6 protein-coding genes and 7 pseudogenes are annotated in these 11,400 nt (G+C 67.5%); 3 read left to right on the forward strand and 10 right to left on the reverse strand.

Annotated features, from left to right (window positions below; all coding sequences use genetic code 11):
- Positions 1-98: 98 nt before the first annotated feature.
- Positions 99-368, reverse strand: a pseudogene (locus tag ACZ53N_RS34840) (DDE-type integrase/transposase/recombinase); the annotation flags it as partial.
- A 125-nt stretch (positions 369-493) separates the two neighbouring features.
- Here ACZ53N_RS34840 and ACZ53N_RS34845 point away from each other — a divergent pair.
- Positions 494-1,387: pseudogene (locus tag ACZ53N_RS34845) on the forward strand (IS481 family transposase); the annotation flags it as partial.
- A 468-nt stretch (positions 1,388-1,855) separates the two neighbouring features.
- On the opposite strand, the gene ACZ53N_RS34850 reads toward ACZ53N_RS34845, so the two are convergent.
- From ACZ53N_RS34850 to ACZ53N_RS34865, 4 genes and pseudogenes are all read right to left on the reverse strand, one after another.
- On the reverse strand, positions 1,856-2,209 hold the full coding sequence (locus tag ACZ53N_RS34850) for a hypothetical protein (protein ID WP_469144782.1): 354 nt from the start codon (positions 2,207-2,209) through the stop codon (positions 1,856-1,858).
- A gap of 122 nt (positions 2,210-2,331) precedes the next feature.
- A pseudogene (gene hemC / locus ACZ53N_RS34855) lies at positions 2,332-3,029 on the reverse strand (hydroxymethylbilane synthase).
- A gap of 113 nt (positions 3,030-3,142) precedes the next feature.
- Complete coding sequence (locus ACZ53N_RS34860; RefSeq protein WP_469144783.1) at positions 3,143-4,210, reverse strand: bifunctional class I SAM-dependent methyltransferase/NUDIX hydrolase; 1,068 nt, start codon at positions 4,208-4,210, stop codon at positions 3,143-3,145.
- Between the two features lie 38 nt (positions 4,211-4,248).
- Positions 4,249-4,335, reverse strand: a pseudogene (locus tag ACZ53N_RS34865) (M15 family metallopeptidase); the annotation flags it as partial.
- Between ACZ53N_RS34865 and ACZ53N_RS34870 the strand changes: the two are divergent.
- Positions 4,316-4,535: pseudogene (locus tag ACZ53N_RS34870) on the forward strand (IS110 family transposase); the annotation flags it as partial. The pseudogenes ACZ53N_RS34865 and ACZ53N_RS34870 sit on opposite strands and share 20 nt — an antisense overlap.
- 29 nt (positions 4,536-4,564) lie before the next feature.
- On the opposite strand, the gene ACZ53N_RS34875 reads toward ACZ53N_RS34870, so the two are convergent.
- Positions 4,565-4,807, reverse strand: a complete 243-nt coding sequence (locus ACZ53N_RS34875) for an integrase core domain-containing protein (protein ID WP_469144784.1) — start codon at positions 4,805-4,807, stop codon at positions 4,565-4,567.
- Positions 4,808-4,886: 79 nt separating this feature from the next.
- Positions 4,887-6,039, reverse strand: a pseudogene (locus ACZ53N_RS34880) (DUF4158 domain-containing protein); the annotation flags it as partial.
- 158 nt (positions 6,040-6,197) lie between these two features.
- On the opposite strand from ACZ53N_RS34880, the pseudogene ACZ53N_RS34885 reads away from it, so the two are divergent.
- Positions 6,198-7,439 (forward strand): annotated as a pseudogene (locus ACZ53N_RS34885) (IS256 family transposase); the annotation flags it as partial.
- Positions 7,440-8,132: 693 nt separating this feature from the next.
- Here the strand turns inward: ACZ53N_RS34885 and ACZ53N_RS34890 are convergent.
- The 3 genes from ACZ53N_RS34890 to ACZ53N_RS34900 form a co-directional block, all read right to left on the reverse strand.
- Complete coding sequence (locus ACZ53N_RS34890) at positions 8,133-9,113, reverse strand: ParB/RepB/Spo0J family partition protein (RefSeq protein ID WP_469144785.1); 981 nt, start codon at positions 9,111-9,113, stop codon at positions 8,133-8,135.
- Complete coding sequence (locus ACZ53N_RS34895) at positions 9,110-10,276, reverse strand: ParA family protein (protein ID WP_356453526.1); 1,167 nt, start codon at positions 10,274-10,276, stop codon at positions 9,110-9,112. Before ACZ53N_RS34895 ends, ACZ53N_RS34890 begins: the two co-directional genes overlap by 4 nt.
- A gap of 169 nt (positions 10,277-10,445) precedes the next feature.
- The gene (locus ACZ53N_RS34900; RefSeq protein ID WP_469144786.1) at positions 10,446-11,165 is read right to left on the reverse strand and encodes a hypothetical protein; all 720 of its coding nucleotides are present in this window, start codon (positions 11,163-11,165) and stop codon (positions 10,446-10,448) included.
- Positions 11,166-11,400: the final 235 nt, after the last annotated feature.

The following is an 11,400-nucleotide window of genomic DNA, read 5'->3' on the forward strand; positions in this document are numbered from 1 at the left end:
TTGGCGACCTGCCGGTCAGCTCCGTCATCCAGCCCGCTGGCCTACCCATCAGCACCTCCATGAACGAGGTGTTGCGACGATCAGTTGAATCCACCGTGCGAGCCGTGATCGGTGTGCATCACCGCTCCGGCCAGGCCCCCGCGGGTACGCTCGGCTGCCGCCAGGGCGTCGATGACGAGCTCGGTGCGCATGTGATCGGCGATCGCCCGCCCGGCCAGACGGCGTGAGGCGAGGTCGATGACGGTCGCGAGATAGAGCGGCTTCGCACCGCTGACCGGCAGATATGTGATGTCGCCGACGTACTTCGTGTTCACCGCGGCAGCGGTGAAGTCACGTCCGATCAGATCCGGCGCCTGTGCAGTCCGAGGACTTGCTTGATGCTGCTGTCCCTGGTCTTGCTTGACGGTCGGGTGAGATTTTTGACAGTCCGCTCACATCCTTGACGAGGGTCATTCGTTGGCCAGGCATGGCTGATGTGCTGGGAGCCGGCGGGATGGCCGTCGAGGAAGACTGGCTGGTGGAACATCGGTTCCGGGCCGTGGTCGAGGTCCTGGACGGTGCGCCGGTGGCCGAGGTAGCCCGCCGGTACGGCACGTCACGGCAGTCGCTGCACACCTGGCTGCGCCGTTTTCGAGAAGGTGGACGGGACGGGCTGAGGGATCGGTCACGACGGCCTCACAGCTCGCCTTCGCGGGTGCCGGTCGAGGTCGAGCTCGCCATCTGCCAGCTGCGGCAGACCTACCCGAAGTGGGGAGCCCGCCGGATCGCCCACGAGCTGGCCACGCGCGGGATGGCGAATGCACCAGGCCGTTCCACGGTGCACCGCATCCTGGTCCGCAACGGCCTGGTCAACCACCAGGTCCAGGTCCACCTCCGCGTCTACAAGCGGTGGCAGCGGGACGCACCGATGCAGCTGTGGCAGATGGACCTCATGGGCGGGGTGTTCCTTGCCGACGGGCGGGAATGCAAGCTGGTCACCGGGATCGACGACTGCTCGCGGTTCATCGTGATCACCACGGTGCTGCTGCAGCCGTCCGGACGGGCTGTCTGCCAGGCGTTCATCGAGGCGATGCGCCGTTTCGGGGTTCCCTCGGAGGTGCTGACCGACAACGGCAAGCAATTCACCGGCCGCTACTCCAAGCCGCTGCCGACAGAGGTCATGTTCGAGCGGGTATGCCGGGAGAACGGCATCATCCAGCGCCTGACCAAGCCCAGGTCACCGACGACGACGGGCAAGATCGAGCGATTCCATAAGACTCTGCGTCGCGAGATGCTCGACCATTCCGGCCCCTTCGCCGACCCGGTAGCTGCCCAGGCCGCGATCGACGGGTGGGCCCACGCCTACAACCACACCCGGCCCCACCAGTCGCTGGAGATGGCCACCCCGGCACAGCTCTTCCGCCCCCATTCCCTCCCAGCCGGCCCGGCGACGGCTGAGTGTCCGGAGCCGGCCGAGTCGGTGACCGGGCGGTGCGAACCCATGCGGCTGCCGGTGCTTCTGCCACCGCGGTCCTCCGAGGAGACGGCCCCGCTCCAGGCGGTGGAGTTCGAGGCCGTGGTCAGCCCTGGCCGGCACGTGATGCTGCCACAGGGGCAGAGTCTGAAGTTCAGCCCGACTCTGGTCGGCCGCACCGTTACCGTCTGGGTGAGCCACCGCACCGTCCACGTCCTGCTGGACGGACTGCTGATCCGCACACGTTCAATGGCCTTCACGGACGCCGACCTGCAGCAGCTGATCATGCGAGGCGGGCGACCCGGCGGGCCCGAGCCCCAGGGCGGCATCGCCACGGACAAGCCCCTGGCCCCGATCACCGTCGTCGAGGTCAACCGCAAAGCCTCCAAAGACGGCATGGTCTCACTCGGGCAAACACCCGTCGCCCTCGGCCCCGAACTGATCGGCAAGCAGGTAACCCTGCGATTTGACGGCAGCCTCATGCACGTCATCCACGCCGGCCTCCTGGTCAAAACGCTCCCCGCCCCGATTCCGCACCAGCGGCGCGCAAAGCTCACCGGCGCCCGAGTCGCGACAGCACCGCTGCCACCACCACCCTCGCAGCCCCGCCGAGCGATCCGGCGCATCGGCGCCGACGGCACCTTCGCCATCGCCCGGCAAAAGCTCCGACCTGGCATCGCACACGCAGGCAAGACCGTCACCGTCGTCATCGAGGAGACCTGCTTCCGTCCTCGACGGCGAGGTCGAGATCTCCACCCACCCACGCAAGGGCGGCCCCGTCACCCGCTACATCACCGACCCTCGCTGATCGTCAAGAAAGAGCCGGGACCGTCAAGCATCACGCGAGACACCGTCAAAGAAGTCCCAGGACCGAACCGTCAAGCATCTCCCCGGACCTCACATCTGGGGAGAACTACATGGCCGTTGACAGCGTGCTCGATGAGGACGATCCCGGCGCCTGCGGCCGACAGCCACACCGTGGGGTCCAGGACCTGGGAAGCCCGGCTCTCAAGGCCGAGGCGGCGTAGGCCGGCCAGGGCTGCGATCATCGCATCCGCCCCCAAGGCCCCGGCGTCGAGGACCTTCATCCGGGTGTCGGCGTTCCCGCAGATCGGCACCGGGACGAGCTGCGGGTACAGAGCCTTGAGGAGGGCGGCCCGGCGGGGAGCACTGGTGCCGATCCGAGTGCCGGGCGGCAGGGCGTCAAGGGTGGTGGGCGAGTGCCCGGCGGGCAGGACGAGGACGTCCCGAACATCCTCGCGGGGAAGGACCGCTCCGACCGTGATCCCCGGGGCCCGGTCGTGGGGGCCCGGAACGTCCTTGGCGCAGGCGACGGTGGCTTCGACCCGGCCGTCGAGGAGCTGCTCGTCGGCACGGCGGGTGAAGGCGCCCTTCCCGCCGATCTCGGCCAGCGGGCCCGGTGCTGGTCGCCCTGGGAGGTGATCTTCAGGATCTCAAGGGCAATGTCGGGATACCGGGACCGGAAGGCTCGGTCGACCCGGCCAGTCTGCTCCATGGCCATGGGGCTGGGGCGTGTGCCCAACCGGAACCGGCTGGTTGTCGTGCTGGTGGTCATAGCGGATCGCTTTCAGGCAAAGGAAGTGAGGGGTAGTCGACGCCGAGGTGGGCGAGGCTCTACTGGAGGAGTGCGGCCGGGAGTAGTCGGCGACTGCGACTCCGTCGCGTAGTTCACGAGCCCGGCTCTCCAGGTACCGGCGGAGGTTCGGCGGGGGTCGGGTAGGCGTTGCCTGGCGGCAGGCCGGGGATGACACCGGGCCAGACGGCAGCCAGGGCGTTCGCGGCCGGGGTGAACACCGGGCCGAGACATCCGAGACCGTGGGGGTCGTGCCACTCCCAGCGGGTGAACTTCTGCGGCTCTGCGGTGGTGAGGGTGCCGGTGAAGCCGGCGATCCGGATCACGGCGGTCACCCGTGGGACACCCTGGGCGGCGTCGGTGAGGATTGACACCACGCTGGCGCCGGTGGCGTGCAGGCCGGTCTCCTCGGCGAGCTCGCGCACCCCGGCTCCGTCCAGCGGCTCCGCACCGTCGATCTTCCCGCCCGGAGCCTCCCACATGCCGCGCTTGGACCAGCCGAGCAGGACACGCCCGTGCTCGTCGGTCACGACAGCCAGCGCCCCGGCAACGGCGTAGCCGGTGGCCGGCACGGACCGCTCCACGGCGACCGTGTCCGCACACGGACCGCGCAGGACCAGCGCCGCCAGGCCGTCGCCGGCGGCGATGCGCTGCACGCTTGTCCATCCGCAGGTGAGGGCGGCGATCTCCTCCTCGTCCAGTGCGATGCCCCGCTTCTCGGCCGGGGTGTGCGCGGCCAGCGGGGTGATGATCAGCATGGTGCCGCCCTCGCGCAGTCGGCGCCCGAGCGCGTGCAGGACACGGGTGCGATCGTGCAAGAAGGCCACCGAGAGGCGGAACACCACAAGGTCATAGAGGTCGTTGCCCAGCGGGGCGGGGTCGTCGCGTTCGATGTCCAGGCACAGCCACCGCACCTGCGCGTCGGGGTGGTCCGCGCGGGCCTGCTCCAAGGCACCCTCGGCGAAGTCAGCTCCGTCTACGGTGTACCCGAGCGAGGCAAGGTACACGGACATCTCGCCCGCCCCGCACCCGACGTCGAGCGCACGGCCGCCCTCGGGCGCCGACGCGTGCTCGACGAGCAGGCCCTTCTCCTCGTCCCCGAGCCGCCGGAAACCTCGCCCCTCGGTGTAGCGCTCGGACCAGTCAGTCCGGGTGATTCCCACAGATCGCTCCTCGTTCGTGAAAGGCAGGTTGGCCGGTGTCAGGGCAGTTCGACGGGTCCGTACAGGGCGGCTGGCTGCAGGGTCTGCAGTGCCCAGTACCGGTCGCCGAACGACCAGTGCCGCCAGCTCCGCGAGGTCTTCGGCAAGCTCCAGGCCAAGCACGGCACCCGGCGGGTGGTCGTCGACCAGCCCGCTTCCATCGGCGCCCTGCCAACTGGCCGTCGCCCGCGACATGGGCTGCAAGGTCGCCTACCTGCCCGGGCTGACGATGCGGCGGATCGCCGATCTCTACCCCGGCCAGGCCAAGACCGACGCCCGCGACGCGGGGCCTTGACCCCGAATCCTGGACACGGGTTATGCGGCTTCGGCCAGCGTAGTTGATGTTGTTGTGGTGGCGGTTTCGTAGGCGATGGGGCTGCGTTGTCCGAGGCGGGAGTGCCGGCGGCGGGTGTTGTACCGGTTGAGCCATCGAAGAGCGTCGAGGCGGGCCTCGCGCTCGCTGGGCCGGCTCTTGCGGCCTTGGAGCGTCTCTCGTTCGAAGGTCGCGTTGAAGGACTCCGCGAGCGCATTGTCAGCGCTGGACCCGATCGCGCCCATGCTCTGCCTCACCCCTTGCTGACCTGCAGACTTCAGTAAAGGACATGCTCGTGTACTGGGCGCCGTGGTCGGTGTGCATGATCGCTCCGGCGAGGCTGCCGCGGGTCCGCCAGGCGGCGGCGATCGCCGCCCACATCGCTTCCAGGCTCTCCACCTTCGGCGGGGCGATCTCCCCGGTGTCGGTGTCTACCTGCTCCGAGGTGGTGTCGAACACGACCTGGAACGCGGTCGCCAGCTTCGCCGACGCCCGCTCCACCCTCGGCAGCGTCTTCAGCTTCTCCTTCGCGCTCTCCCTCTCCGCCCTCGCCAGCAGCTTCGTCGCGATCAGCACCTCCAGCAGGTCCAGCGCGTCGTCCACCGGCCGCGAGGTCAGGTAGACGGTGGTGGCCAGCAGCGTCGCCAACCGGCGGGCATCGGAGTGCCGGCGCAGCAGCGACGCCTTCCCGTCCACCCCGTACCGCGACAGCTCCGCCAGGCGCCGCGGCGGTATCCCCGACCCGTCCACGGCGCCCATCCCCAGCGCGGCGATCTCCTCCGCCCGCTCCAAAGCTCGCTTCGTCTGCGGGCCCGAGACCCGCACCGGCCCCCGGCGCAGCCGGTCCAGCTCCGGGACCCGCTCACCCGGCGGCACCGTCAACAGCGAGTCCAGCACCGCCCGCTGCCCCACACCGAGCATCCCGTACAGGGTGTCCCACAGCCGCTGGTTCGCCGCCTCCCGCGCCGAGGCCACCAGCCGCGTCAGCGTCGTCACCCCCGGCAGCAGACCCGCCGCTCCCGCAGCCACCCCGCCGCCGCATCGAACAGCGCCTTCGGCCCCTCACCCGTCGTCCAAGCCCGCGCGTCCACCCACTCCCGCAGCTCCTCCTCCGCCTCGGCGGACTCCCGGTATTCCAGGACCCGCCGCAGCTCACGCACATGCTCCAGCCGGGTGTTCTCCCACTCGCCGTACGCCCTTCAGCACCGACGGATCACCGATGGCCAGCTGCTCGGCGAGGTACTCCACGACCTCGACCGGCACGTCCGCCGGATCGTCCAGGAACACCCCGAGATACCGCGCGGTCGTGAGCTGGGCCGCGAACCCCAGCCGGTTGTGCGCCCGCCTCTTGGACTCGATTAGCTCCCGGTCCACGTCGTCCAGGAAGAAGAACCGCTCCAGCTCCGTACGGGACGGCGCCCCCGCGATACGCCGCGTATGCGGCAGCCTGCTCATCCGTCAAAAACTCGACCGGCACCCCGGACCTCCAAACAGTCGATCAACAACGACTGCCGAAGGTTCATCCCTCACAGAACCCCAGGTCAAAGCCCTCTCAGGGGCCGGAACGGGGCTGTAAAAGAAACGGTGTAACTCCGATCATGGAGGATTGCACCCGTGACTAGCGAGAACATAGCCATGGCGTCTGAGGCTGGGGCCTCGCCGACGGCTGTCGATGACCGGTTCCTGAACGAGCTCGTGGCCCGTGCTCAGGCCGAGGGCTTGCGGCTGACGGGTGAGGGCGGTCTGCTTCAGCAGCTGACGAAGCGGCTGCTGGAGTCCGCTCTCGAGGGCGAGATGACGGACCATCTCGGCTATGACCGGCACGATCCGGCGGGCAAGAACGGTGGCAACTCGCGGAACGGCAAACGCTCCAAGACGGTCGTCACGGACGTCGGTCCGGTGGAGATCGACGTCCCGCGGGACCGCGAGGGAGCGTTCGAGCCGCAGATCGTCAAGAAGCGTCAGCGCCGGCTGACCGGCGTCGACGAGATGGTCCTGTCGCTCTCAGCGAAGGGACTGACCCACGGCGAGATCTCCGCCCACCTGGCCGAGGTCTACGGCGCCGAGGTCTCCAGGCAGACCATCTCGACGATCACCGATTCGGTGATGGAGGGCATGGCCGAATGGCAGGCCCGCCCTCTCGACCGCGTCTACCCGGTCGTCTTCATCGACTGCATCAACGTGAAGATCCGCGACGGCCAGGTCGCCAACCGCCCCATCTATATGGCGTTGGCGGTCACCGCCGAAGGCCACCGCGACATCCTCGGACTCTGGGCCGGCGGCGAGGGAGGCGAGGGTGCCAAGCACTGGCTCCGGGTTCTGGCCGAGCTGAAGAACCGCGGCGTGGAGGACGTCCTGATGCTGGTCTGCGACGGGCTGAAGGGCCTGCCCGACGCGGTCGGCGAGGTCTGGCCCAAGACCGTCGTACAAACCTGCGTCGTTCACCTGCTGCGGGCCTCGTTTCGCTATGCCGGCCGCCAGGACTGGGACAAGATCGCCAAAGCGTTGAAGCCCGTCTATACCGCGCCGACCGAAGATGCCGCGACCAGCCGGTTCCTCGAGTTCTGCGAGGAATGGGGCCAGAAGTACCCGGCGATCGTGCGGTTGTGGGAGAACGCCTGGGCCGAGTTCGTCCCGTTCCCGCAGTTCGACGCCGAGATCCGCCGGATCGTCCGCACCACCAACGCGATCGAGTCCGTCAACGCCAGGATCCGCCGGGCGGTCAGGGCCCGCGGACACTTCCCCTCGGAAAACGCCGCTCTGAAGTGCGTCTACCTCGCGGTGATGTCCCTGGACCCGACCGGTGCCGGCCGCAAACGCTGGACCACCCGCTGGAAGCGAGCCCTCCAGGCCTTCGACATTACCTTCGACGGACGCCTCACCAACAACCGAATCCGAGCCTACAAACCAACCCAGTTACACCGAAAACTTTACAGACCCCCCGGAGCCGCCCGACTCGCGAAGCGGGGCCCGCCCAGTCAGTGAAAGGCCGTGGGCGGCCTTCTCCCGGCCTGTCAGTCGCGTGAAGGTCCAACCACCCTGGCGGCCTTGCGAACGGCCGCGAGCGGGCCCATTCTGCAGGCTTACTTTCATGGCGATCTGAGCCAAATGGCCGTATCGCGAGTATTTGCGTCCTCTGTCATCGAAGCCCGAGCACCTGCCACCGATTCCTAATGCCGTCTGTCAAGCCGCGAGGGCCATTGGCGAGGTGAGCTCGTACTGGGGAGAGGTACGCGGCCTGGGCAGCAACCACGCGGCCGCTAGCAGTTCCAGAGACTTCAGCCCGAACACGGCTTGCCCGGCTGCATGCCCAGTGTCCGCAGACCGCGTTCGACTTCGCACGCCAGTTGGCAGGTCTCCTTCCCCCACGGACTGCAGCTTGCGGCCGCAGGATTCCCGGGACTTCGAGGCCGCCAAGACGAGCGAACTCTTCGTCCGGTCCTGCGCACCTTTGCTGGTCGAGCAGGCCCAACACGGGAAACAGGGGCGCCTCCACACATGTGTGGAGGCGCCCCTGTTTCCCGTGAGCCCGGTCTTAACCGGGTTAAGACCGGGCAGGGGTGCAGTTGGCTAGGCCAGCCGGTCGATGAGCTTTTCTGAGAGTGCTGCGAGAGTGCTGTGGGGGGCGTGGGTGATGAGTGCATCAGCCAGCCCGTCGGCGTCCCCGGCGAGCCCGAGTAGGCGCTCCACGGCGTTGGCGACCGGGTCGGGGGACGGCGCACTGCTCTGCTCGGGGAGCAGAGCAACCTCTGTCTTAACCGGGTTAAGAGGGATGGCTGGGGGAGCAGCATCTGCGGCAGGCGCGGGCTCAGCAGCCGAGGGCGCCTGGTTGGCAGTCGCGGTAGTGCGCGGCTTGCGGGGAGCCTTAACCCGGTTAAGAGCCTTGTCCGCCTCGGCGTGCTGCTGATCAGCGGGGAGCCGTCCGATCCTGCGGCCGTCCTTGACCTTCAGCTCGCCTGCCTCGACTTTCTCCTGTAGATCGTCAGGCAGCTTAAGGAGGGCCAGGCGCTGGGAGACCCAGGCCTCAGACTTGCTGAGCTTCTTGGCGACCGTGCCCTGGGATCCGTGGATCTTCACCAGATCCCGGACTACCTTGGCCTCGTCCATGGGCGGGATATCAACCCGGTGGAGATTGGCCACCAGGGCGTTCTCGAGCAGATCGGTGGCTGAGGTGGCCAGGGCGTCGTTGACGTCGATGCGCAGTTCGGGGAGGCCGGCGTGACGTGCGGAGGCCAGGCGGCGGTTGCCGTCCAGGACGACCCACTCAGCGTCCTCGATCTTCGGCTCCTGCTCAGGGTGAGCGGTGAGGAAAGCGTCGCGGGTGACGACGGTGAGGGCGGTGATCTGTCCCTTTTCCTGGAGCGAGGCGATGATCTCGTCGAGGTCGAGGAGTTCGTCTCGGGGGTTGAAGGGGTTGTGGGCGAGCTGGTCCAGGGGAACCGAGGAGGACGGTCGGGCGGTCGTCCGTCCGGTGGCTTGGTTGATCAGCTGTCGTCGGGAGCTGAGTCCGCTGAACGAGCTGGCTGTGCCGAGTCGCTCGGATGCCTTCACGAGATCTCCTTGGCGATGGCCCGCAGGACCTTGGCCTGCTTGCAGTTGGGTGCGTAGTCCAGGAGAGGGCGCTTGACGCGGACGGCCTCGCGCTGTTCGCGGAGGTCCGGGACGACGCCGATGACGCGGGGCTCACCGAGGCCCTGCCAGAGCTCGAGGGAAGAGGTGGCGACGTAGCCGCGGCGGGCGTCGTACTTGTTCACGACGATGCCCAGGTACTCGACCTCGGCTCCGAAGTCGGAGTAGAGAGAGGAGATCTGGCCGGTGAGCATCTCGAAGGCGTCGGCGGACGAGTCCTCTGCTTCGACGGGGATGATGACGCCCGAGACACCGTGACGCTCACCGCTGCGGCGGCGTCCGTAGTAGAGCGCAGCGTCGACGCCGAGTCCGAGGCTGGGCGGTCCGTCGATGATGATGGCGTCGAAGTCGTCTTCCAGCGGCTTCAGGGCGCGCTCCAGGGATCGCTCGGAGGCGCGGATGGGGGCCAGCCGGACATCGAGGAGGAAGGCGTCAGCGCAGGCGGGCAGTACCCACAGGCGGCCGCCGAAGCGTTCCCCTTCGACTGGTACGAGAAGGTTGGAGATCTTCTCCGTGGCCTCGCCGACCATGTGCTTGAGGAGGCTGTCGCCGCCCATCTCCAGCGGGGGGATCCCTAGTTGCTTGGTGAGGTGGCCTTGCGGGTCGTAGTCCACGACCAAGACCCGCATCCCGGCCGCAGTCAGAGCTTCGGCTTCCTCGGCGAGCGCCTGGGCGAGGCCTGCACTGACGGCTGTCTTCCCGACACCACCCTTCTGGTTCACAACGATCTTCCGCTGCGGTTCGCCGCCGCCGGGGGAGTGGTGCCGGGGGGAAGGATGCAGGGCGAGCCAGAGGGTGACGGCCTGGGCGACGCCTTGGACGTAGGGGAGACCGTGTTGGGTGGCCTTCTCCTTGAGCTGGCCGTACATGCCCTCGGGCAGCCAGGTGGCCCAGTTATCGGCACCAGCGGTATCGACTGTCTCCAGCGGTGCCTCGAGCTCGAGCCATCGAGCGACTCCGTCAGCTGCGGCATCCTGGATGTCGATTCCCAGTTCCGCAGCACGCACCTTGAGCTGCTGACGCAGCGTCTGGGGCAGCTTGGAGACTACCTTCTCCCGGTCTGCGCCGGGGCGTTCATCGGTCATGGGGGAACCTTACTAGCCTCTGGCGGCATCGCAGGTAGCCGCACCGCACCACTTGCCCCATTTACATCTGATTGCGGTGGTGTTTGGCCTCGGCGTAGCGAGTAAGCAGCTGAACCGGGACCTATCTCCTGGTCCTGCCTCAGCCAGACGAGGCAGGACCAGAGTTGCCTCAGCCTTCGTCGTCGCTGCTGACAGCCTTCACCAGGGACAAGGGGGCTGCTTGAAGAGCGCAGTCCCTGATCCTCTCGGGGAGGCTGTCGAAGGCCTGGCTGTCGTAGGGATAGTTGCTGTACAACACGGCGAGGAACGCTTCCAGGGTGTCCTCGCGGTCAGGAGCTACCCAGTGTTCTTGGGTACGAATGCCTTGGCCGACCATGTGGTTGATGTTGACGTGCCGCCTGTTGTCCGGGTCGTACGGTCGGCCCATCAACCCGTCGAGATGTTCTTTGACGCGTTGAGTGACGAAGGCTTCGACATCCTTGTGATTCCGCACCTGGAGGTAGACGCGTACGCGGTCAGAGGAGATCCGGTTCTCCTGCAGGTGGGCGACGATGGTGCCGATCAGGAGGTGCAGATGCTCCAACGCGTCGGTGAGCTTGTAGAGCACGATGCGTGCCCAGTCTGCGTAGCTACGGGCGTGGTGGGCATGCCGCAGCGCGTCGTTGAAGTAGTTGCTGACCTCGTCAATGTGATGACGGAGCAAGAGTGGGAGCTCAGGCGGCACAGGATCGCCGGCATGGAGAGATCCAGGTGAGAAGACCTCGTTGTCCACGTGATCGCGGCGCTCCAAGCGCTCTCGCCGAACCTCGGCCAGCGCTGAAGCGTAGGACTTGCCGTTCTGATCTCGGAGGGCGCGGGCATCACGCTTGTCGCGGTGATTTGGATTCACAGCTCATGTCCTTTGTGGCGCGCTCTGTCCCGTGATCCGGCGTGCCTGGAGTCGAGCTTTGCCACCGGTGAGCTGGATGCTGCCACGCCACTTTCGGCTGTAGGCGCCGCTTCCGGTCACGGGCCGGGAGGGCTAGGGCTTTACTGAGGCTGAACTCGTGTTGTCATAGGTGCTGACAGGTCTTGATCCTTGCGGTACGTCGACAGGTATGCGGTACGCACAGGGTGGTGGATTC

The organism is Streptomyces sp. NPDC033229, assembly GCF_055576875.1.